A 21,652-nucleotide genomic window follows, 5' to 3' on the forward strand; every position below is an offset into this window, starting at 1 on the left:
ATTTGAAAATTCTCGAAATGCATATATATGGGTTTGGCCAATTAGAGAATGTTGAAATTACCGACCTTCATGATTTTCAAGTTTTCTATGGAGAGAATGAAGCTGGGAAGTCCACGATTATGGCCTTTATCCATGCAATTATTTTCGGCTTCCCTACAAAACAACAAACAACCGAACTCCGTTACGAGCCTAAACACAGTACTAAATATGGTGGTAAAATCCGAATTTTCCATGAAAAGCATGGCGGTGCTGTAATCGAACGAGTAAAGGGAAAAGCTGCAGGTGATGTTAAGGTCTTTATGGACAATGGCAAGATGGGCGGCGAAGAACTTCTTAAGGAAATAACAGCAAACTTTGATAAAAGCCTATTTCAATCTATTTTTTCTTTTAATTTGCAGGGTTTACAAAACATTCATCAGATGAAAAGTGAAGAGATTGGTAAATTCCTGTTTTCCGCGGGGACATTAGGGACAGAAAGGTTGTCAAAAACAGAAGCTGTTCTTCAGAAAGAGCTCGATGCTCGCTTTAAGCCATCAGGGAAGAAACCCTTATTGAATGAAAAGTTACAAGCACTACATGAAATAAATAAAGAATTGAAAGCAGCAGAAGCCAAAAATAGAGATTATACAAACTTAGTAGAAAAGAAAGAAATGCTCGAAAAGGAAATGAAGGCAGTAAACCGTTCGTTGCAGGAGATAAAAGAGAAAATAGAAAAACTTAATGAATGGAAAAGAATCGAATCCATTGTCAAAGATGAAAAGTGGACAAAGAAAGAGCTGAATGAATTAGGAAAAGTCGAATTCCCTGTACGTGGGATTGAAAGAATCGAAAAGATAAATCAACTCATCCACCCCTATAAGGCTGAGATAAATAGTATTTCCGAAAGAATTGAAAATTTGAGAGAGGAAGCGGCCGAGATTCAACCCAATCTTTCGTTTCTTAAAAATGAGCCTGCTCTCTTAGCTTTGCTGGATCAAGTTCCTCTTTACGACCAATTAAAGCAGGAAAGACTGCAATATGAAACAAAACTTTTAGCCTTTGAAGAAGAGTTGTCGATTACTAGGGAAAAACTTCATTTAAATATAGATGAAGAAGAAATCTTTGCTCTAAATACAAATATTTATATGAAAAACCAGGTTGAAGTAGTATCACAGAAAATCCAAAAGTTAAAAGAAGTTAAGGAAGAGTTAGAGAATCATTATCAAGAAGAAAAAGGCAGATTAGAGGAAATCGAAAAAGAGGTCCGGTCTTCAGAGAGACAGGTTCTCACAAAACAGGAACGGCTAGCACTGGAAGATAAGGTAAATTCGAGAAATGATAAAGAGAGCATAGAAAGGGAATTAAGAAACTTAGGAGACAAAATAGACTTTTATCAACAGTTCAATGAACGTGATAAAGCCGCAGTTGAAAGAGAAGGGAAGCAAAAGAAACTTCAGTATGTACTTTTTGAGGTTATTTTAATTGCCCTAACAGTTTATGGGGGGGCTACGAAGCAGTGGTTTTTATTCACGATAGGGATTCTCGGGTGTATGTTACTAGTCATCCTGATGACAAAAAAGAAGAAACAGCCGAAAGATGCAGAGCTAAATCAAACGTTAACTGGATTAAAAGAAAAGAAAGAAGAGTTAAAGCGAAAACTGCAATCAGCCCAATATATTGAAATCTCAAAGCTAGAAGAACAATTAGCCTTGGATAATCAGCGGAGAGCAGAGCTTCAGTCCGTAAAAATTAAGTTAAAACATCAACATTCTCAATATGAAAAGATAATTGCTAAATTTGAACAATGGGAGTTGGAGACAGCCCAAACGAATGAAAAGCTTGCTTCCATTAGTCGTGAACTAAGAATACCTGAGTATATTGCAGAGTCCTTTTTACTAGAAGCTTACAAACTGATTGAACAGTTTAAGTTGATTAGTAGAGAGAAAAAACAATATCACTTAAGACTTCAACAAATAGAACAACAACTAGAAAAAATAGTAAAAGGTTTGAACCATTTTTCAAATCTTTATTTAAATGAAAAGGGCTTGGACTTGTATAACGCAGCCTATTTACTGCGCAATAAGTTGAAAGAGGAGCATGCTAAGCAAATCGTGAGTCAAGAGCGAAAGGTGAAACTTAGCGACTTCGAAGCCGATTTAAGGCAAAAAGTACAAGCATTTAATCATCTCCAAACAGAATTTCATAACCTTATCTCATCAGCAAAAGTGGAAACAGAGCAACAATTTTACGAAATTGGTGCAAAAGCAGAAAAAAATGGTCAACTGTTAGAAAAACTCAAATCACTGCAGAGTCAACTGCAATACTCAAATCTCTCAGAAGAAGAGAGAGAAACTTTTCTCCAAATGCGTCAAAGCACAGAATTAGTGGCTGAATGTAACCAGCAGGTTCATAATTGGGAAGCTAAACTAAAGGAACTTCAAGAGGAGCAGGCTTCCATTAAATACGAGATACAAATATTAGAAGAGGGCGGCGTGTACTCAGATATACTCCATCACTATAAGCAGAAAAAATTTGAACTAGAAGAGGCCGCAAAGGAGTGGTCAGTCTACTGTGTAGCGCAAGATATCCTCTCCAATACGATTGAAAAGTATAAGAACATACATTTACCAAGAATGATTTCAAAAGCGGAAGAATATTTGATGTTTCTCACCGATGGAAACTATCAAAGAATCCATTTACAAAATTCTGGTTCAGGATTCTTAGTTGAGCGAAAGGATCATACCATATTTGAAGCAAATGAACTAAGTCAAGCAACAACCGAACAGTTATACGTTGCCATTCGGCTTGCCTTTGCTGTCACAGTGTATGAAAAATATCAGTTCCCAATTATTATCGATGATAGTTTTGTTAATTTTGATGCGAAAAGGACGGAAAAAGTGTTAGCGTTACTAAAAGGGATGAAAAGAAATCAACTATTATTTTTTACATGCCATAAGCATTTGCTGACCTCTTTTCAAAGGGAAAATGTTCTTTTTTTAGAAAAAGGTGCTGTTCAGATAATTTCATAGAGTAATATTAGGATATGTTATACTCTTACTAGTGGGAAGGACGTGAAAAAGATGGGTAAAGGAATATTAAAGCATGAAATTGGAGAGCAGGTAGAATTATTTCTACTAATAAAAAATTCGACAAAAGGGATTGCAAGCAACGGCAAACCTTTTTTAACACTGATTCTTCAGGATAAAAGCGGGGAAATTGAAGCAAAACTTTGGGATGTTAATGAAGAGGATGAAAAGAGTTATGCTCCACAAAGTATTGTAAAAATACTGGGCGAGGTACAAAATTATCGGGGGAAAAGTCAATTGAAAATTCGTCAAATTCGACGAACAGGCCCATCTGACGGCGTAAAGTTGGATGACTTTTTGGAGACCGCCCCAGTAAGCCAAGAAGAAATGGCTGGCAAACTTACACAATATATTTTTGATATGAAAAATCCCAATATCCAAAGAATAACACGCCATTTAATTAAAAAGCATCAGAAGGCTTTTTTAGAGTTTCCTGCTGCAACAAAAAATCACCACGAGTTTGTATCGGGACTTGCCTTTCATGTAGTGAGTATGCTTGATTTGGCTAAATCAATCGCAAGCCTATATCCGAGTCTTGATAAAGATTTGCTCTATGCAGGGGTTATATTGCACGATATGGGGAAAGTACTGGAACTTTCAGGACCGATTTCAACGGTATATACTATTGAAGGAAATTTACTTGGGCATATTACGATTATGGTTAACGAAATTGGTAAAGCAGCGGAAGAACTAGGTATTTCTGGTGAAGAAGTACTAATTCTTCAACATCTTGTGCTGAGTCATCATGGAAAAGCGGAATGGGGAAGTCCAAAACCGCCAATGATTAAAGAAGCAGAAATTCTCCATTATATCGATAATCTTGATGCGAAAATGAATATGCTCGATCGTGCCTTGGAAAGAGTGAAGCCAGGTGAATTCTCAGAAAGAATTTTTGCGTTGGAAAATCGTTCCTTTTATAAGCCGGTGTTTCATAAGTAAAATAACCTCTGTTTGAGGTTATTTTTTTTGTAACAGTTCATAATTTCCAATTAAACGAATATGATTTAGTAAAAGTGGACAACCACTATGAAAGGAGCAAGATAAATTGACTATTCCTATTTGGGTATATGCAGTTGTGGTTGGTATTGTGATAAGTGCGCTAATGGCGATAAAAACGGGAAGAGAAGAGCGGCAATTAGAAATGGAAAACATTGAGCAGGAAGGCGAAATCTATATGAAACGCCTTGAACGAGAAAAAGAAAAACGGGAAGAACTTGGAGCAACAGGGGAATAAAAAAAGCGGAAGCGCCTTTAAGGGCGTTTCCGCTTTTTGTTCTGTTTACTGTGCAGCAGCTTCTGTTCCGGTTTGAGGATTAAGCGCGTCCTTTAAGTCCTTGTCGCTAACTTTAACATCTGCAGCTTTAAGTTCACGCTTCATCGCTTTATTAATTTCTTCTGTAGTTAATTTTGAAGTTTTTACTTGAGTTTCGATTTCGTCCTTCATTTCAGCATATGGTTTCTTCTCTTTTTTGTCAGTTAATTGGATGATATGATAACCAAATTGTGACTTAACTGGACCGCTAATTTCATTTACTTTTAGAGCATATGCAGCTTTTTCAAAGTCAGGATCCATCTTTCCAGTACCAAACCAGCCTAAATCACCGCCATTAGCCTTAGAACCTTCATCTGTTGAATATTTCTTTGCAACATCTTCAAATTTTTCGCCCTTATCAAGCTTGCTCTTCACTTCTTTTGCTGTTTTTTCGTCCGCAACAAGAATGTGACGAGCTTTAATTTCAGGCTGGTACGTATCATAGTAGTCCTTTAATTCCTTTTCAGTTACCTTAACGCCCTTCAAGGCAGCTTTTTCCTGCATCATGCCTAACTTCATTGTTTTCTTCAAATCATCTTCGCTTTTATAACCATATTGTGCGAGGGTAGTTTCAAAATTTGCACCTAGATCAGTTTTTAATTGATCAATTTTTGCATTTAATTCCTTATCTGTCACCTTGTATTTCTTAGATAGAACTTTTTCATATACTAGTTGCTGAAGGGCTTGATCACCATACTTATCCTTCATTGTATTGTAGAGTTCTTCTTGTGTAACATTACCCACTTTGCTCTCTGCCACTGTATCAGAACCACTTTGGTTACATGCACTTAATGCAAGTACTCCACCGGCTATTGTAAGGGCTAATATCCATTTTTTCATGATGAAATCTCTCCTAAATAGTATATTCTTGTCCACAATCTCTACTATAACATAAATGGTAACTACTGCAAAAATAATAACTATGTTTATTTTTTGAAATTTTCCACAAAAGGAAAATTGAACTTTTCAAAAAAAATTGGGAAGTGCCTAAACGAAATGAATACTCGTTGAATAGAATATCGTAGAAAATGAAAAAGGAGGTATTACGATGAGCCATGGATATGGAGCGGGCTTTGCTCTAATTGTAGTACTTTTCATCCTATTAATTATTGTTGGAGCTTCTTGGTGTTGGTGTTAATATGCACAAAAAAGACCATTAATGAATGGAGGTAAATATATGTCTGGTGGAGCAGGTTACGGCGCAGGATTTGCGTTAGTGGTTGTCCTTTTCATCTTATTAATCATCATCGGCGCTTCTTGGGTTTATTAATAAGGTCACAAACTAAAAGCGATGAGAAATACTCTCATCGCTTCTATGTGTTAATTATACATATCCTTTTTCGCTCGGCGTTCTAGTTGGATTATGTATATAAAATTTCCAAGTATGATGATATCAGAAGAATCGTAATGAGGATATTAATGGTACGAAATACCTTATGTTGGTTTTCTTCAGGGATTTCTTTTTGCATACAAAGTGAATTGGTCATTTTATTTACATAAAACAAGATGAAAATAGCGAAGACAATAAAAATGGAGATCATCAATGATTCCCTCCCTGTTGTTCGTGTTATGTTTAATACAATATCAAAAATTACAAAAAAAAGATAGTCATAAAGAATGGAAGAGTTTTAGGCTTTAAGGGGTTACCTTGAACCTAATTTATTTATGAAGGAAATTTCCTTCTAAAAAAATTTTCTCTGTTTTAAGTTAAAATGGTTTACCCCATCTTTTAAAAGGTTAATAATAAATATATATAAATGTAATAGTTCTGAAAAGAGGCCTAGTGAATGACTGAAAATGAATTGATGGACAGAATAAACCTCCTTGAATATCATCAAAAGCTATTATTAAAGTTAATCAACAATCCGAAGCTCGAATTATATAAACTTATAATTGAAAATGGAATTACAGAACAGGAAGCAGGACAGTTTTTTTCTTTATGTGACAAAATGAACTTAAAATTGGAAGAACAAAAAGCGGAAGGGTACGTGAACTTCCATCCGCTTTTTCATGAATTATCATCATCTTTACCGTCAACTTTAAAGATTAAAGAAGTTATAAATGCTTGTTTAAAACAAAAGGTTTGCCTGTCCCTTTTTCAAGAGTTGGAAAAATACTTATAAAACAGATTAAACCAGCTCTTGCTCAGGATTTTGTGATTTTTTTAGTTTCCCATCTTCTTCAACGAAGCGGCTTTCAATATTATGAAAAGAACGCTCGAAGATTTCCATAAAATCTTCACCATAAATATTACGGACGATTGCCATCATTTCAACAATTTCTGGAAACTTACCATATAATTCACGAAGGGGCAAAGCACCAGAAAAAACAGCATTGCCATTTGGCTCATAGGTTTCCATTAGTTGAAGTAAAATACTTTCTCCCGCTTCAGTAAGCTGAATATACGTATTACGTTTATCATTTTCCTTTTTGGAAAACTGCAGCAAACCTCGTTCTTCTAACTTTTTTGAAAAATTAAATGCTGTTGAAACGTGCATGACGCCAAACTTAGCCACATCCGAAATGGAAGCACCGTTTAAGTGATAGGCAATCCATAAAATATGGTGTTCGTTAATATTTAAATCAAAAGGCTTAATCCATTGCTGCCAGTCTTTCTCAATCGCTTTCCACAAGGCTTTGCTTAGTTGAGCAACTCTCTGGGTAAAAATCATCGCTTCTTTCATTGAATATTGTTTCTCAGTCATCCCCATTTTCACCTACTTTTATATTTCTCTATTTTCATTATGCCAATAAAATAAAAATTAATAAAGAAAAAATTCACAAATTTCTTAAAAATTTGAACAATAATCTATCGAAATTTTTTTAAAAAAGTGAAATTTGTTATAAATCAACTCTTTTACTTTTGATATCCACTGAATAATAACAACTTTTAGAAAATTAAATTTAAAAAAAATCGTTTGATCTCCCTAATTACATTTAGACCTGCTCATAGGTATGCGCTGGTAAACATATAAATAGTTACAACGTTCAGTCGAACTTTTGAAACAAAATAGGGGGACAAGGAAGATGAAAATTGCTGCCATTATTTTTTTTATCTTAAGTGCTATCCTTTTATTGGGTGCAATTAAATATTTAATCGAATTAACAAGACCAGGTGTTTATCCACCTAGACAAATTTTAAGAAAAAAAGCTGCTGCACTAATTGGAGGTGGAGGGATTTTTCTATTAATTGCTGTATTAATCTCAAAACTTATATAGAGGTATATTAAGAAAAGAACCCCGCTGGGTTCTTTTCTTAATAAGGATCCCGTCGATTATTTTTGAATGACGGAAGGTGTTGTTATTTTAGTTCGCTTCACTATGGATAGGGCTACAGGATACAAAATAATCATAATAACGGTATTCAGTGCGATAGCCGGCAGAACTCCTGCAGCAAAAAGTGCAGTGAATGATGCAGGTAAACCCACTAGAAAGAATGCTGCTGTTAAAAAGATTGTACCTGAAACAAGAGTTCCAATGGCAGTTAAAACACCAACACTAACAATCGAATTTCGGTATTTTTTTAAAGCTAAAAATAAACCAAGGAAAACTAAAGCAGTGATGGGTTTATCAATGATATTTGGAATTTGTCCGCCTGGAAACCCTGTGGTTAACGCTGACAATAATCCAGTTACAATGGCTAAAAGCATAACACTCTTTAACTCAGGAATAAGGATAATCCCTAAAAACATCATTGCAAGCATCATGTCAGGTTTAATTCCAAGAAAACTAGGCATTACCGTATGCAAAACTACCCCAATCCCAGCTAATAGTGCTAAAACTACAATGTTCTTCGTATTCATTTCTATTCTCTCCTCTGCTATACTAATCTATTTGTTTCTCCTGCAGTGCACTCATTGCCTGCAGCGAAAAACCTGCTTTCATTATAACATAATAATTTAATAATAATAAAGATATAATTTTCAGATAATTGAAAATTTCATATAAAACTATACTTGTTTATTAATATTTTCAGCCATTTCCTGTAATAATTCAAAAGAATACTCACTTTGATTACTTTTCCATACTGCTCCAAAACCATCTCCCTTTCCATAACGCGGAATTAAATGCATATGAAAATGAAAGACAGATTGCCCCGCATGTTCACCATTATTATTTACAGAATTTAATCCAATTGGATTAAATTCTCTTTTTAAGGCATTAGCAATGGCAGGAACCACTTCAAAAATATTTCTTGCAATTTCTGGTGTTAATTCAAATACGTTTTCCTTATGTACTTTTGGAATAACCAAAGTATGTCCCTTTGTTACTTGGGTAATATCTAAAAAAGCCAAAACGTGTTCATTCTCGAAAACCTTGGCAGAAGGAATTTCTCCATTAACAATTTTACAAAAAATACAATCGCTCATATACACTGTCCCCTCTATATCGTTTGTATTATTTTACCATACAAACTAAAAAAAGAAAAAGGCAGGATCCGCATGGAATCCTGCCCTCTCGAAGGGGAATTGCTTCAAAAGGTACGTTCATTAGGAGTGTTCTTTGATAAACACCTCATTTTTTCGTAGAGTGTTTTTATAAAGAAACATTATTGTTCAAGCTGACCATCCCCTATGGTGTTTTTATATGTTTTCCCAACTTATAAAAACAGGTAGCGATCTGCGGTAAACACCTCATTTAATGTTTATTTTTTTAAGATAAACAGTTACTTGGTGTTACTAGAACTCAAAATGGTTACTGTGCACGCTGTACAAAACAACCATCCCCTTATCTGAAACGAATTGGAAGCTCACTTATTTGAAATGTTAATTGTCTTTGACAGACACCTCATCTCAAGTTTTAATGAATCGCTTCATTGAAGTAAGTTGTTTTCCCCTTCGAATATTATGATAACCAATCTGAAAAGTAATATACAAAAAAACTGATAAAAATTTGAAAACTATTTTTATCAACAACATTTTGTTAAAATAAAAAGATAATCCTGCTTAGGAAGGACGTTTGCAAATGTCTTTATTATTAATTGAAAATCTGGTTGGGGGATATACCAGAAACCCTGTCCTAAAAGATATTTCTTTTGAAGTAAATGAAAAAGAACTGGTCGGTCTCATTGGGTTAAATGGGGCAGGCAAGAGTACCACAATAAAACACATAATTGGCCTGATGGAGCCGCACAAGGGTGCAGTAAAAATAAAAGGACAAACCTTCACAGAAGATAAAGAAGCCTATCGTAAATTGTTTACGTTTGTTCCGGAAACCCCGGTCTTGTATGAAGAATTGACACTCGAGGAACATTTAAGGCTTACAGCGATGGCATACGGCCTAGATGAATCCAAGTATAAAGAAAGAGTAAGTCCGTTACTGAAAGAATTTCGAATGGAAAAGCGGTTAAAGTGGTTTCCTGCTCATTTTTCAAAAGGCATGAAACAAAAAGTAATGATTATGTGTGCCTTTTTAATTCAGCCATCCTTATACATTGTTGATGAACCTTTTGTTGGTCTTGATCCACTGGGAATTCAATCTTTGCTTGATTTGATGAAAAAAATGAAAGATAACGGTGCAGGCATCTTAATGTCTACTCATATTCTTGCGACAGCTGAAAAATATTGTGATCGATTTGTGATCTTGCATGAAGGGCAAATTCGAGCAAAAGGAACATTAGAAGAGTTGAGGGAGCAGTTTTCAATGCCTGCTGCTTCTTTAGATGATCTGTATATTCAATTAACAAAGGAAGAAAATTATGTTTGATGAAAAAAAGCTTTGGAAGGAACGAGCAAGCGGTCGTGTTAAGGATTTAGGAAGGTATTTGCGCTATATTTTTAATGGGCATCTTGTTGTTGTCTTATTGTTCTTAATTGGGACAGCTTCATATTATTACCAACAGTGGATTGAAAATCTGCCTGATGGCTTTCCTGTTGAAATAATAATTGCAGCTGTCCTTGGATTTTTACTTACCTACAGCCCAGTTTATAATTTTCTACTTGATGCAGATCAGATATTTATCCTTCCCCTTGAGGATAAATTAAAAGGGTATTTCCTTCGTTCTGGGGTTGCCAGTCTTATTTTTCAGGGATACCTAATGCTCATGGTTTTAGCTGTATTAATGCCAATGTATGCACATATAAGCAATCATGGGTTTCAATCATTTCTGCCTTTTTTTGTGATTCTTCTTTTTATAAAAGCATGGAATTTAGCAGCAAGTTGGCGGATTGATTATTTTGTCCAGTCAGCAGTCCATAGGTGGGACTTGATTGTCCGCTATTTTATTAATGCCACTTTTACTTTTTTATTATTTAAACAGGCGAGCTTGTATATGTTGGTAATCATTGCGGTGGTTTGTGCACTTTATTATCGCACTTTTTATGTTCAGACAAAGAACATGGGGCTTAAATGGGATAGACTAATTAATCAAGAAGAGAAAAGAATGGCTTCATTTTATCGACTTGCTAATATGTTTACGGATGTTCCTAACTTAAGGGATACGGTCAAAAGAAGAAAATGGCTGGATGTATTTCTTAACCGAATCGCATTCTCGCGAAAAAATACATATCTTTATTTGTTTTCGAGAGCTTTCTTACGTTCATCCGATTATCTGGGACTCTTTATCCGTTTAACTGTTATTGGCGCCCTTGCAATATATTTTATTTCATTTGGCATGGGTCAAATTTTACTAGGAATTTTATTCCTATATTTAACTGGTTTTCAACTTCTTCCGCTTTGGAATCATCATCAAAACAAACTATGGGTGGATTTATATCCAGTGGAAAAAAGATTTAAAACAGCAGCTTTTTCCTCTTTATTAATGACTATCTTAACGATCCAATCGGTAGTCTATACTCTGCTTATTCTGGTAAAAGGAGAGTTATTGAATTCCTTGCTGAATATACTTGCTGGCCTTGTATTTACCTATATATTTGTTCATATTTACTCAAAAAAACGATTAAAAGCATAAACTCCAAAATCCCCTTTTGCATGAAAGGGGATTTTCTTGAAACCAATGGGCGGAAATTTCGTATATATGCATAAAATTATTGTGGAGGGGTGGCATATGAACGAGTATGAGTTAAAGGTGTATGAGGAGATCGAAGAGTGGAAGCGAAAATTAACTAGACGCTCGGGGATGATGAACCGCATATCGAAAAAAGCTCAAGGAAAAATTAATGAATTAATACCTGACAAAGTTCATGAGGTAATGACAGAGAGTATTAAAGCCATGGTCAAAGCCACTTTATTTGGATCGCAGATGACAACGAATAAGGACCAGGCGCGAGGGTTAAGTTTAGCAGAAAGAGATGAATTGGCCGTTAAAAAGATTGCTGCTTTTCAGAAGACAGCGATGATTGAAGGAGCAGGGACAGGGGCAGGTGGAATTTTGCTTGGACTGGCTGACTTTCCTCTTCTCCTTTCGATTAAGATGAAATTTCTATTTGAAGCAGCTTCCATCTATGGTTTTAATACAAAGGAGTATGCCGAGAGACTATTTATCCTTCATGTTTTTCAACTAGCGTTTTCGAGTGAAGATATTCGTAAGAATACATTAGCAGAAATTGAAAATTGGGAAAAACGCAAAGAGACCCTCGTTGAAATGGATTGGCGCAAATTCCAGCAGGAGTACCGGGACTATATCGACCTTGCAAAAATGCTCCAGCTTGTGCCAGGAATTGGTGCGTTTGTCGGTGCATATGCCAATAACAACCTTCTCAAGCATCTAGGAGAAACAGCCATGAACGCCTATCGATTAAGAATGCTGCAAAAATCCCCTGACCCAATTTGAGGCCAGGGGATTTTCTTATTGTATAGGAAATTATAAAATAATTAATTGTGGATAAATAGAAATAGTTCTCTGAATCCAGCTCCAGCGCCCAGCGGCTAGTGTACTTCGCTCTCCGCCCTACGATAAGTCAACATCGAATCGCTGTCGCTCTTCGTGATGTCTAGCTACAGCGCCTAGGGGCTCGGGGTCATAAGCCCCTGGGCAAGGCGCTTCCGCTTTTCTGCTTTCCTTTATCTCGGTTGGAGCGCTCCAGTCCATACGCCACTAAACGGGCGCTTGCGCCTTTTGTTCTTCATTTCTATGGACGGTAATTGCTGCGACACCTAGTGTTTTCGCGGCAATTAACATGGCTTTTTCATCTATATCAAATTTAGGATGATGGTGCGGGTAGCCTGCCTCGGTACTAATAGGTTTTGCTCCAGTAAAGAAGAAGGTGCCAGGCACGTTTTGCAAATAATAAGCGAAATCTTCTCCGCCCATTTGCGGCTCGGTTTCTTCAATGTTTATTACTTCAGCCACTTGCTCTGCACAGGATGTCAAAAATGTTGTTTCATTTGCATGATTGACTACCGCTGGATAGCCTCGCTCATAACTAAAATGATAAGAACTTCCCGTCATAGCACATGTGCCTGAGATAATTCTGTCCATTTCATCTTCTATAAATTGGCGGACGTCATCATTGAAGGTACGAACAGTGCCAATGAGTTGGGCTTTGTCCGCGATAATGTTAAATGCATTTTGAGCTGTGAAAGAGCCGACAGTGACAACAGCAGAATCAATCGGGTTCACCCTTCGACTGACAATCTGCTGTAGATTTAAGACAAGCTGGGATGCTATAACGATGGCGTCCTGGGTTTTATGTGGCTGCGCACCGTGCCCGCCTTTACCTTGAATATCGATTTCAAATCGGTCTGCTGCCGCCATGATCGGTCCGGTACGATATTGTATAGTTCCGGTTGGTTCACTTGCCCATAAATGAGTCCCAAAAATCACATCTACACCCTCTAAGCAGCCATCTTCAATCATTGAAATCGCACCACCTGGGGCGTACTCCTCTGCATGCTGATGGATAAAGACATAAGTGCCTTCTAATTCCTCTTTTAACTCATTTAATATTTTTGCAAGGACGAGAAGAGTCGCTGTATGGCCATCATGGCCACAAGCGTGCATAACCCCAGGTACTAATGACTTATAGGGAACATCCTTCTCGTCCTGAATAGGCAGAGCATCAAAATCTGCCCTTAATGCCACGGTTTTACCTGGTTTTTTTCCATAAACCTTCGCAACCACACCATTTCCTCCAACATTACCCTTAACTTCAATTTGGAGTTTTTCATAAAATGATTGAATGTACTTTGCCGTATTATATTCTTGAAAAGATAATTCCGGGTGCTGGTGCAAATAACGGCGGATAGCAACCATTTCTTCATAGGAACCTTCAAGTGCAGTAAACAGTTTGTTTAACATATCTAATCCTCCAAACATTTCAGAAATGAAGAAAGTATTTTCAAACTATTTTAACACTTTTATTTTATTAAGTAGATTTTTATATTCTTTTTATTTATACTTTTTAATAGAATTTTTATTAGATGAGAAAGAAGAAAGGGTTTGGAGGATGGAGCGAAAGAACAAAAAAAGTTTTACCTTTCTATTTTTTTTGTTTGCTGTTTTATGTGCAGTGTTTACATGCATTAAAGTGGCAATGAGGAGTCCTTTTTGGATAGATAATAAAGTTGCAGGGATATTTTCACATGTACCTGATTCCTTAATTCCGTTTTTTATTAAGATTACCGAATTGGGGGATAAAAAAGGGATAGGAATAGCAGCCTTACTTGCCCTTGCCTGGCTCTTAGTTAAAAAGAAAAATTATGTTGGTGCCGCGGCTCTGGCTTTATCCGTGGCAATTGGAAATGAAGTAAGTAAGCTAATAAAAGATGTTTTTCAACGCCCACGTCCAGACCTTGAACATCTTGTTCAGGTAAAAAGTTATAGCTTCCCGAGCGGACATGCCATGGTGGGGATGATTGTTTATTTTATGATTGCATATCTGCTTTTGGAAGAGACGAGATCTAGGGCAGGGAAAATTATCATTACGGTAATCACAGCTATCTTACTTTTATTAATTGGTGCAAGCCGCATTATTTTACAAGTACATTACCCTTCGGATGTACTTGGCGGCTATGCATTAGGTTATCTTTGGGTTGTTGTGTGGATTCTACTATACAACTATTTTAAAAAACGAGTAAAATAAGCAAAGAGGCTGGTCAGAGATCAGCCTCTTTGCTTCGTTATATTAAGAACATCGCTACTATGGTAGTCACAACGAGACCAATTACGACTGGCAGGAGATTTCGCCTTGCCAGTTCAAATGGGTCCACATTACAAATGGCCGCTGCTGGGATTAAAGCCCATGGTACAAGAGTTCCTCCTCCTACCCAGATGGCCGCAATTTGCCCGAGGGCTGTCAATGTAGCAGCACCTTTGCCGATGGCAACTGCAAATAGACTTGCAACCGATCCGGCAAGAGAAATTCCTGAAAAGCCTGAACCATCTAAACCAGTGATGGCCCCAACTGTAGTCAGGGTAATCGCCCCAACTTCTTTACTTAACGGTACAATATTAGCAAGGGACACGCCTAAGTCATTAACAATACCTTGCGACGCTTTCGGTAAAAAGTCCCCAATGATTTTGCCAAATCCGGCATCACCCAAGTAGAAAAACGCAGCTATTGGAATAACAGGACCGAAAACCTTAAATCCAAATTGGAATCCTTCGATTAGATATTGAGTTGTTTTTTCTAAACCTTTATTTTTGTGGCTGGTTAGAGTTATTAACAGAAGAATTAGAATGGAGGTACCACCGATTAATGCGGTGGCATCCCCACCAGCTAAATCAAGGATTGACATAGCTGCAACATCCGCAGCAAACAATAATGGCACTAAAAAAGCAAAGAAGCGTTTTTGGGCAAGTGATAAAAGCGTAGGTTGTTCGGTGGTTCCTTCAGCTGGAGAATCTGCGCTGACTGAGGTTGAAACAGTGAGTACACCGCGCTTCATATCCCTTCTTAAGAAGTAGAAGGCCGTAACGGTTGTAACAAGACCCATAATAAACACTAATGGAATGCTTGCATCAATGACATCTTGAATGGGAATACCAGCTGCATCAGAGGTTAACTTAGGAGCAGCTTGAATGACAAAGTCACCGGATAAAGCGATTCCATGACCAAACAAGTTCATTGCCATGGCAACACCAAGGGCGGGCAGACCTGCACGATATGCAACAGGAAGAAGAACTGCACCCAAGAGTGCAACAGCAGGGGAAGGCCAGAAAAACCAAGAAATCACCATCATTAATATCCCAATGGTCCAATACGCTAGAGTTGGGTTGCGTATTAACTTTCGAAAAGGTGAAATCATAACATCATTTATTCCAGTTACGGTTAATGTGTTGCTCATTGCAACAATTATTGAAATAACAAGAATGGTAGATAATAATTCTGTAATGGCATAACTAAAACTGTTAAAAATGCTGCTAATTGAATGACTTAACGAACCTGTTGCGGTAATAGCAATTAGGAAAATACCGACAATACATATAATCGACGTGTCCCTTCTCATGACCATAAATCCGATAATAAGGACAATAAACGTCACATAGATCCAATGAAGAGCAGTAAGCTCGACAATCATACTATTCCCTCCTTTCATTCACCCAGGGGGCTATAGCCCTGTTGGATGTAATACAGGATATGAAAATCGCCCTAAGTGGTGAGAGGAAAAAGTGAAAAAATATTGCGAAGCATCCTGTCGAATTTAACAAATTTTAAGACGTAAAAACGACTTTTTTTTGACAGTTAATATCGTTAGCTATACACAAATAGGATTAATAGATATAGTAAATACAGTTTAGTAAGAATCAGTAAGTTTTAAATTCATGCTATATATATTAAAATGGACAACAGACACGTGTTTTGAAAGGTGGACTATAGTAATGACAAGAACAATTAATGAAACATTTTTAAAAGCAGCAAGGGGAGAGAAGATTGATCATGTACCAGTTTGGTATATGCGTCAGGCAGGCAGATCGCAGCCAGAGTATAGAGCGATTAAAGAAAAGTACTCTCTTTTTGAAATCACCCACCAGCCTGAGTTATGTGCGTATGTAACGCGCTTGCCTGTTGAACAATATAACGTTGATGCGGCAATTCTATATAAAGATATCATGACACCGCTTCCTGCGATTGGCATGGAGGTAGAAATAAAGGGAGGAATTGGACCAGTTATTGACAATCCCATTCGTTCTTTAGCAGATGTGGAAAAACTAGGGGAAATTAATCCAGAAGAAGACGTTCCTTATGTGTTGGACACAATAAAGTTATTAACGCAAGAGCAGTTATCCGTGCCATTAATCGGTTTTTCTGGCGCACCTTTTACACTTGCAAGTTATATGATCGAAGGCGGCCCTTCTAAAAACTATAATAAGACCAAAGCTTTTATGTACACGGAGCCGAAGGCCTGGTTTGCATTAATGGACAAACTTGGAGATATGATTATTACATACGTAAAGTCGCAAATCAAAGCTGGTGCAAGGGCAATCCAGATTTTTGATTCATGGGTGGGAGCGTTAAATGTGGAGGATTATCGTTACTTCATTAAGCCTATCATGAACCGGATCTTTACTTCATTAAAAGAGGAGAATGTTCCGTTAATTATGTTCGGTGTGGGTGCAAGTCATCTTGCATTAGAATGGAATGACCTCCCGCTTGATGTAGTAGGTCTAGATTGGCGTTTACCAATACGCCAAGCAAGAGAACTGGGTATCAATAAGACTGTTCAAGGTAACCTTGATCCAGCAATTTTGTTAGCCCCGTGGGAAGTTATTGAAGAAAGAGCAAAGGCCATTTTAGACCAAGGAATGGCACGTGATGGCTATATCTTTAATTTAGGTCACGGAGTATTCCCTTCGGTAAATCCAGAAACGTTGAAAAAATTAACTTCATTTGTCCATGAATATTCTGCATCAAAATTAAATCGATAAAATCCCATTTTAAGGATTAAAATTGGTAAGGAGTCCAATTTTTTGGCACAATAATATGGGCTGCTTTATAATGGGTCATTAGGGGAATCACAGCTTTTTAGTGGCCCACCCCAAACATTTTGAATGGGAAAAAGCGAACAGATTTAATAAATGAGGTGCGAAGATGACAAAAAAGAAAATGGGTCTACTTGTAATGGCTTACGGTACCCCATATACATTAGATGATTTAGAGGGATACTATACCCACATTCGACACGGCCGGAAGCCCACTCCAGAAATGATTGAAGAACTTCGAAGCCGGTATGAGGCCATTGGAGGGATTTCCCCTTTAGCTAAGATTACCCTTTTACAAGCAGAAAAGCTGGAAGAACATTTAAATAGTGTTCAACAGAACATAGAATTCAAAATGTATCTTGGGTTAAAACACATTACCCCCTTTATTGAAGATGCAGTGAAACAAATGCATGATGACGGAATCGAAGAAGCTATTAGTATCGTTCTTGCTCCTCATTATTCAACTTTCAGCATAAAATCCTATAATGGAAGAGCCATAGAAGAAGCAGAAAAATTAGGCGGAAAGCTAAAAATTAGAGCCATTGACAGCTGGTATCAGGAACCAAAGTTTATTGATTATTGGGTTGATAAGGTAAAGGAAGTATTTGCAGGAATGCCTCAAGATGAGAAGGATCAATCTGTTCTGATTGTTTCCGCACATAGTCTTCCTGAAAAGATTCTCCAGTTTGGAGATCCATACCCAAGCCAGCTTCAAGAAACTGCAGAACTTATTGCAAAACAGGCAGGAATAAAAAATTATGTGGTAGGATGGCAAAGTGCTGGGCAAACTCCAGAACCATGGCTTGGTCCAGATGTTCAGGATTTAACTAGGGATTTATACCATGTCCATCATTATAAAGCATTTGTATATGCACCAGTAGGGTTTGTATGTGAACACCTTGAAGTGCTGTACGATAATGATTTTGAATGTAGAAAAGTGACGGAAGAATTAGGTGTTAGTTATTATCGCCCGGAAATGCCTAATGCTAAAGAAGAATTTATTGATGCATTATCGACCGTCGTCCTTAAAATGACTGCAGAATAAGCTTTATAATGTGTGTTGAAGGAAGGTGACCACCGTGGCGGAAGAAAAACAAAAAATTATCATCATTGGGGGAGGTATTGCTGGGCTTACCTCAGCTTTCTATCTTCAAAAAGCAATTCAGGAAGAGAATCTCCCTATTGAGTTCAAACTTATCGAAGCATCACATCGTCTCGGCGGCAAAATGCAAACTGTTATCAGAGACGGTTTTACAATTGAGAGAGGGCCGGATTCATTTTTAGCCCGGAAGTTGAGTATAAGCAGGCTTGCAAAGGAAGTAGGGATGGAAGATCAATTAGTCCATAATTCCACAGGTAAATCATACGTATTAGTTAATGAGAAACTTCACTCAATGCCCGGTGGTTCGATTATGGGAATACCAACCGAAGTTGGACCTTTTCTCACGACTGGTCTTTTTTCCATTCCTGGGAAATTAAGAGCTGCAGCGGATTTCATTCTACCAAAATCAGAAAGTGGAAAAGACCAATCCTTAGGTGAATTCTTCAGAAGAAGACTTGGGGATGAAGTTGTTGAAAACTTAATTGAACCGTTATTGTCTGGGATATATGCGGGAGATATTGATCAATTAAGCCTCATGTCTACTTTTCCACAGTTTTATGAAGTAGAACAGAAATACAGAAGCCTGATCATGGGTATGAAAAAATCCACTCCTTCCCAACCGAAATCGCCTGTTAGTAAGGAAAAAGCGAAAGGTGCGTTCTTAACCTTTAAAACAGGATTACAATCGTTCGCTGAAGCCATAGAAGCAAAAATAGATTCAAAAACCATCTTAAAAGGTCATCGAGTTGATAAAATTACTAAGGATGGTAATAAATATGATGTATACCTCAATAATGGAGAAACATTAGTGGCGGATAGCATTATCGCAGCTACTCCTCATAAGATAACACAGTCAATGTTTGCGGATTATCACTTTTTTGATCCTTTTAAAGCAGTCCCTTCTACATCAGTAGCCACCGTGGCTTTAGCTTTTCCTGAAGAAGCTGTAAGAAATGATATTGATGGAACAGGTTTCGTCGTTGCTAGAAACAGTGATTATTCAATTACTGCTTGTACTTGGACACACAAAAAGTGGGATCATTCAACACCTAAAGGGAAAGTACTTTTACGTTGTTATGTGGGACGAGCAGGAGAAGAAACAATCGTCGACCTCTCTGATGACAGAATTATCAAGATTGTTTTGGATGACTTGAAAAAGACCATGGATATCACGATGAATCCTGATTTTTCAATTGTTTCACGCTGGAAAAATTCTATGCCTCAATATACCGTGGGACATAAACAACGTTTAACGGACATCTTAAAGCATATGAATGCTGAGCTGCCTGGGGTATTTTTAGCAGGTGCTTCTTATGGCGGTGTCGGACTCCCTGATTGCATTGATCAAGGTGAGGCAGCCGTCCAAAATGTATTAAATTATTTAAAAAAAGAAAATTTCTAAAACGAAGCTGTACATTGCTGGCAGCTTCTTTCTTCTGCTTGCAATTTACACTATGAAGTGGAGGCGTTATTTTGAAACTTACGGTTATTGGTTATTGGGGTGGATATCCGAAACAGAATGAAGCTAGTTCTGGTTATCTGCTTGAACATGATGGCTTTCAATTATTAATGGATTGTGGAAGCGGGGTACTTTCTAAGATACAAAATGTTACCCAGCCTCAGGAACTAGATGCGGTAATCCTTTCGCATTACCATCCCGACCACATCGCAGATATTGGCGTCTTGCAGCATGCAAGATTAATCCAAGGCTTTTTAGGAAAGAAGACTCAAACATTGCCTCTATATGGCCATGATTTGGACCTTTATGAATTTAGCAAATTAACCTATAAAGATATAACCAAAGGAGTTGCCTATAATCCTAGTGAGGTTCTCACAATCGGTCCATTTCATGTTTCTTTTCTAAGAACAGATCACCCCGCACCGTGCTATGCGATGAGAATAGAAGCAGATGGAACAGCAATTGTCTATACTGGTGACAGTTCGTATAAAGAGGAGTTTATTGAGTTCAGTCGCAATGCTGATTTACTGCTTTGTGAATGTAACTTTTATGGACACCAAAATGGAAAATCAGCTGGACACATGAACAGTATTGACGCAGGAAAGTTTGCACAAAAAGCAGAAGTGAAGCAATTAATTTTAACACATTTGCCTCACTATGGGTCCTTACCTCAGTTAATTAGTGAAGCATCAAGTGAGTTTACGGGTATAATTAGGCTTGCAGAAGAGTTTCAATCTATTTCACTATAAGAAGGGGCCAAAAACTATGTTATTTATTGATAATAAAGGAGTCACTGATCCACAGATAAATTTGGCAATTGAGGAATACGCGCTGAAAAATCTTGATATCAATGAAACGTATTTATTATTTTACATAAATGAACCGTCTATCATAATCGGCAAGAACCAAAATACCATTGAAGAAATTAATACAGAGTATGTGGAAGGTAACGGCATTAAAGTTGTCCGCAGACTGTCCGGCGGCGGTGCGGTCTATCATGATCTTGGTAATTTAAACTTTAGTTTTATCACAAAGGATGACGGGGAGAGTTTTCATAATTTCCGTAAATTTACCGAACCGGTTGTGAATGCATTAAAAAAATTAGGGGTAAACGCCGAATTAAGCGGCAGAAATGACATTGAGGTTGGAGGCCGAAAAATTTCTGGAAATGCCCAATTTTCAACCAAGGGTAGAATGTTTAGCCATGGGACATTAATGCTGAATTCAGAAATAGAAAATGTCGTCTCAGCGTTAAAAGTTAAAAAAGATAAAATCGAATCCAAAGGAATTAAATCTGTCCGCAGCCGGGTTGCCAATATTTCTGAGTTTCTTTCTGAAAAGATGGAAATTGGTGAATTCAGATCTTTACTGTTAAAGAATATTTTTGAGGGGCAAGAAGAAATTCCAGAATATATTCTTACGGAAGAGGATTGGGAAAAAATTCACCAACTTTCAAAAGAACGCTACCAAAACTGGGATTGGAACTATGGAAGATCGCCTAAGTTCAATTTACAACATTCTCACCGCTTCCCTGTAGGCAGTATTGATGTTCGTTTAGAGGTCAATAAGGGGGTCATTGAAAATTGTAAAATCTATGGCGACTTTTTTGGTGTGGGTGATGTAAGTGAAATTGAGGCGAAGTTAACGGGCGCGCGATATGAAAAAAATGAAATCGAAAAGGCACTTGCAGATATTGACACCACCCATTACTTTGGAAATATTGCCAAGAAAGATTTTTTAAATTTATTATATTAAGAAGGGAGGCACAGCATTTTCAAATGCTGTGCCATGTTTTTATCTGAATTTTCTAGTATTATACTTGAATAGGTTCTTTTCTTTTAATATAATATGTTTAGAAAATTGTTGCAATTTTGTGAATGAACATTCATTC

General features: G+C 37.2%; 23 protein-coding genes. 16 read left to right on the forward strand and 7 right to left on the reverse strand.

Translation table 11 applies throughout. From position 1 onward, the window contains the following. Positions 1 to 2: 2 nt before the first annotated feature. The 3 genes from BR30_RS0117320 to BR30_RS0117330 all read left to right on the forward strand — a co-directional run bounded on the left by BR30_RS0117320 (position 3) and on the right by BR30_RS0117330 (position 4,299). Entirely contained in the window at positions 3 to 3,008 is a 3,006-nt protein-coding gene (locus BR30_RS0117320) for an ATP-binding protein (protein WP_026566060.1), read from the forward strand. Positions 3,009 to 3,059: 51 nt separating this feature from the next. Further along, entirely contained in the window at positions 3,060 to 4,004 is a 945-nt protein-coding gene (yhaM, locus tag BR30_RS0117325) for a 3'-5' exoribonuclease YhaM (RefSeq protein ID WP_026566061.1), read from the forward strand. 106 nt (positions 4,005 to 4,110) lie between these two features. Then, complete coding sequence (locus tag BR30_RS0117330) at positions 4,111 to 4,299, forward strand: sporulation YhaL family protein (RefSeq protein ID WP_026566062.1); 189 nt, start codon at positions 4,111 to 4,113, stop codon at positions 4,297 to 4,299. Positions 4,300 to 4,344: 45 nt separating this feature from the next. Here the strand turns inward: BR30_RS0117330 and BR30_RS0117335 are convergent, their stop codons facing one another. Next, positions 4,345 to 5,217, reverse strand: a complete 873-nt coding sequence (locus BR30_RS0117335) for a peptidylprolyl isomerase (protein ID WP_026566063.1) — start codon at positions 5,215 to 5,217, stop codon at positions 4,345 to 4,347. A gap of 208 nt (positions 5,218 to 5,425) precedes the next feature. Between BR30_RS0117335 and BR30_RS33890 the strand changes: the two genes are divergently transcribed. Further along, complete coding sequence (locus BR30_RS33890; RefSeq protein WP_035445724.1) at positions 5,426 to 5,515, forward strand: YjcZ family sporulation protein; 90 nt, start codon at positions 5,426 to 5,428, stop codon at positions 5,513 to 5,515. 39 nt (positions 5,516 to 5,554) lie between these two features. After that, a complete protein-coding gene (locus BR30_RS0117345) occupies positions 5,555 to 5,647 on the forward strand; it encodes a YjcZ family sporulation protein (RefSeq protein ID WP_026566064.1) in 93 nt (30 codons plus the stop codon). Between the two features lie 91 nt (positions 5,648 to 5,738). Here BR30_RS0117345 and BR30_RS0117350 read toward each other — a convergent pair whose 3' ends face one another. Next, positions 5,739 to 5,918, reverse strand: coding sequence for a hypothetical protein (locus BR30_RS0117350; RefSeq protein ID WP_026566065.1), 180 nt, complete (start codon positions 5,916 to 5,918; stop codon positions 5,739 to 5,741). Positions 5,919 to 6,164: 246 nt separating this feature from the next. Here BR30_RS0117350 and BR30_RS0117355 point away from each other — a divergent pair, with 246 nt between their 5' ends. After that, positions 6,165 to 6,500 (forward strand): DUF1878 family protein, encoded by a 336-nt coding sequence (locus tag BR30_RS0117355; RefSeq protein WP_026566066.1) that lies wholly within the window; start codon positions 6,165 to 6,167, stop codon positions 6,498 to 6,500. Between the two features lie 6 nt (positions 6,501 to 6,506). On the opposite strand, the gene BR30_RS0117360 is transcribed toward BR30_RS0117355, so the two are convergent. Continuing rightward, positions 6,507 to 7,082, reverse strand: a complete 576-nt coding sequence (locus BR30_RS0117360; RefSeq protein WP_026566067.1) for an HTH-type transcriptional regulator Hpr — start codon at positions 7,080 to 7,082, stop codon at positions 6,507 to 6,509. Between the two features lie 322 nt (positions 7,083 to 7,404). On the opposite strand from BR30_RS0117360, the gene BR30_RS0117365 reads away from it, so the two are divergent. Beyond that, a complete protein-coding gene (locus BR30_RS0117365; RefSeq protein WP_026566068.1) occupies positions 7,405 to 7,596 on the forward strand; it encodes a membrane protein YhzF in 192 nt (63 codons plus the stop codon). A 56-nt stretch (positions 7,597 to 7,652) separates the two neighbouring features. On the opposite strand, the gene BR30_RS0117370 is transcribed toward BR30_RS0117365, so the two are convergent. Both BR30_RS0117370 and BR30_RS0117375 read right to left on the reverse strand, forming a co-directional pair. Continuing rightward, positions 7,653 to 8,180, reverse strand: a complete 528-nt coding sequence (locus tag BR30_RS0117370; protein WP_026566069.1) for a tryptophan transporter — start codon at positions 8,178 to 8,180, stop codon at positions 7,653 to 7,655. 147 nt (positions 8,181 to 8,327) lie between these two features. Then, positions 8,328 to 8,747, reverse strand: a complete 420-nt coding sequence (locus BR30_RS0117375; protein ID WP_026566070.1) for an HIT family protein — start codon at positions 8,745 to 8,747, stop codon at positions 8,328 to 8,330. A 595-nt stretch (positions 8,748 to 9,342) separates the two neighbouring features. Here BR30_RS0117375 and BR30_RS0117380 point away from each other — a divergent pair. The 3 genes from BR30_RS0117380 (at position 9,343) to BR30_RS0117390 (ending at position 12,109) form a co-directional block, all read left to right on the forward strand. Then, complete coding sequence (locus BR30_RS0117380; RefSeq protein WP_026566071.1) at positions 9,343 to 10,083, forward strand: ABC transporter ATP-binding protein; 741 nt, start codon at positions 9,343 to 9,345, stop codon at positions 10,081 to 10,083. Continuing rightward, positions 10,076 to 11,287 (forward strand): ABC transporter permease, encoded by a 1,212-nt coding sequence (locus tag BR30_RS0117385; RefSeq protein WP_026566072.1) that lies wholly within the window; start codon positions 10,076 to 10,078, stop codon positions 11,285 to 11,287. The genes BR30_RS0117380 and BR30_RS0117385 overlap by 8 nt, the downstream gene beginning before the upstream one ends. A 96-nt stretch (positions 11,288 to 11,383) precedes the next feature. After that, complete coding sequence (locus tag BR30_RS0117390) at positions 11,384 to 12,109, forward strand: EcsC family protein (RefSeq protein WP_026566073.1); 726 nt, start codon at positions 11,384 to 11,386, stop codon at positions 12,107 to 12,109. 264 nt (positions 12,110 to 12,373) lie between these two features. Here BR30_RS0117390 and BR30_RS0117395 read toward each other — a convergent pair whose 3' ends face one another. Beyond that, complete coding sequence (locus BR30_RS0117395; RefSeq protein WP_026566074.1) at positions 12,374 to 13,576, reverse strand: M20 family metallopeptidase; 1,203 nt, start codon at positions 13,574 to 13,576, stop codon at positions 12,374 to 12,376. A gap of 148 nt (positions 13,577 to 13,724) precedes the next feature. On the opposite strand from BR30_RS0117395, the gene BR30_RS35330 reads away from it, so the two are divergent. Next, positions 13,725 to 14,360, forward strand: coding sequence for a phosphatase PAP2 family protein (locus BR30_RS35330; RefSeq protein ID WP_197032355.1), 636 nt, complete (start codon positions 13,725 to 13,727; stop codon positions 14,358 to 14,360). Between the two features lie 37 nt (positions 14,361 to 14,397). On the opposite strand, the gene BR30_RS0117405 is transcribed toward BR30_RS35330, so the two are convergent. Then, positions 14,398 to 15,798: a hypothetical protein gene (locus tag BR30_RS0117405; protein WP_026566075.1), complete on the reverse strand. Its 1,401-nt coding sequence runs from the start codon at positions 15,796 to 15,798 to the stop codon at positions 14,398 to 14,400. 301 nt (positions 15,799 to 16,099) lie between these two features. Between BR30_RS0117405 and hemE the strand changes: the two genes are divergently transcribed. The 5 genes from hemE (at position 16,100) to BR30_RS0117430 (ending at position 21,516) form a co-directional block, all read left to right on the forward strand. Further along, entirely contained in the window at positions 16,100 to 17,146 is a 1,047-nt protein-coding gene (hemE, locus tag BR30_RS0117410; RefSeq protein WP_026566076.1) for a uroporphyrinogen decarboxylase, read from the forward strand. A 163-nt stretch (positions 17,147 to 17,309) separates the two neighbouring features. After that, entirely contained in the window at positions 17,310 to 18,245 is a 936-nt protein-coding gene (gene hemH / locus BR30_RS0117415; protein WP_026566077.1) for a ferrochelatase, read from the forward strand. A gap of 34 nt (positions 18,246 to 18,279) precedes the next feature. Next, the gene (gene hemY, locus BR30_RS0117420; protein ID WP_026566078.1) at positions 18,280 to 19,704 is read left to right on the forward strand and encodes a protoporphyrinogen oxidase; all 1,425 of its coding nucleotides are present in this window, start codon (positions 18,280 to 18,282) and stop codon (positions 19,702 to 19,704) included. A gap of 71 nt (positions 19,705 to 19,775) precedes the next feature. After that, a complete protein-coding gene (locus BR30_RS0117425) occupies positions 19,776 to 20,510 on the forward strand; it encodes an MBL fold metallo-hydrolase (protein ID WP_026566079.1) in 735 nt (244 codons plus the stop codon). A 16-nt stretch (positions 20,511 to 20,526) separates the two neighbouring features. Further along, the gene (locus tag BR30_RS0117430) at positions 20,527 to 21,516 is read left to right on the forward strand and encodes a lipoate--protein ligase (protein ID WP_026566080.1); all 990 of its coding nucleotides are present in this window, start codon (positions 20,527 to 20,529) and stop codon (positions 21,514 to 21,516) included. Positions 21,517 to 21,652: the final 136 nt, after the last annotated feature.

It is taken from the genome of Bacillus sp. UNC41MFS5, from assembly GCF_000686805.1.

Bases quoted from the DNA above. Each gene is read 5' to 3' on its own strand.
- yhaM (WP_026566061.1), top strand. From the start codon at position 3,060: ATGGGTAAAGGAATATTAAAGCATGAAATTGGAGAGCAGGTAGAATTA.
- BR30_RS0117335 (WP_026566063.1), bottom strand. From the start codon at position 5,217: ATGAAAAAATGGATATTAGCCCTTACAATAGCCGGTGGAGTACTTGCA.
- BR30_RS33890 (WP_035445724.1), top strand. From the start codon at position 5,426: ATGAGCCATGGATATGGAGCGGGCTTTGCTCTAATTGTAGTACTTTTC.
- BR30_RS0117345 (WP_026566064.1), top strand. From the start codon at position 5,555: ATGTCTGGTGGAGCAGGTTACGGCGCAGGATTTGCGTTAGTGGTTGTC.
- BR30_RS0117350 (WP_026566065.1), bottom strand. From the start codon at position 5,918: ATGATCTCCATTTTTATTGTCTTCGCTATTTTCATCTTGTTTTATGTA.
- BR30_RS0117355 (WP_026566066.1), top strand. From the start codon at position 6,165: ATGACTGAAAATGAATTGATGGACAGAATAAACCTCCTTGAATATCAT.
- BR30_RS0117360 (WP_026566067.1), bottom strand. From the start codon at position 7,082: ATGACTGAGAAACAATATTCAATGAAAGAAGCGATGATTTTTACCCAG.
- BR30_RS0117365 (WP_026566068.1), top strand. From the start codon at position 7,405: ATGAAAATTGCTGCCATTATTTTTTTTATCTTAAGTGCTATCCTTTTA.
- BR30_RS0117370 (WP_026566069.1), bottom strand. From the start codon at position 8,180: ATGAATACGAAGAACATTGTAGTTTTAGCACTATTAGCTGGGATTGGG.
- BR30_RS0117375 (WP_026566070.1), bottom strand. From the start codon at position 8,747: ATGAGCGATTGTATTTTTTGTAAAATTGTTAATGGAGAAATTCCTTCT.
- BR30_RS0117380 (WP_026566071.1), top strand. From the start codon at position 9,343: ATGTCTTTATTATTAATTGAAAATCTGGTTGGGGGATATACCAGAAAC.
- BR30_RS0117385 (WP_026566072.1), top strand. From the start codon at position 10,076: ATGTTTGATGAAAAAAAGCTTTGGAAGGAACGAGCAAGCGGTCGTGTT.
- BR30_RS0117390 (WP_026566073.1), top strand. From the start codon at position 11,384: ATGAACGAGTATGAGTTAAAGGTGTATGAGGAGATCGAAGAGTGGAAG.
- BR30_RS0117395 (WP_026566074.1), bottom strand. From the start codon at position 13,576: ATGTTAAACAAACTGTTTACTGCACTTGAAGGTTCCTATGAAGAAATG.
- BR30_RS35330 (WP_197032355.1), top strand. From the start codon at position 13,725: ATGGAGCGAAAGAACAAAAAAAGTTTTACCTTTCTATTTTTTTTGTTT.
- BR30_RS0117405 (WP_026566075.1), bottom strand. From the start codon at position 15,798: ATGATTGTCGAGCTTACTGCTCTTCATTGGATCTATGTGACGTTTATT.
- hemE (WP_026566076.1), top strand. From the start codon at position 16,100: ATGACAAGAACAATTAATGAAACATTTTTAAAAGCAGCAAGGGGAGAG.
- hemH (WP_026566077.1), top strand. From the start codon at position 17,310: ATGACAAAAAAGAAAATGGGTCTACTTGTAATGGCTTACGGTACCCCA.
- BR30_RS0117430 (WP_026566080.1), top strand. From the start codon at position 20,527: ATGTTATTTATTGATAATAAAGGAGTCACTGATCCACAGATAAATTTG.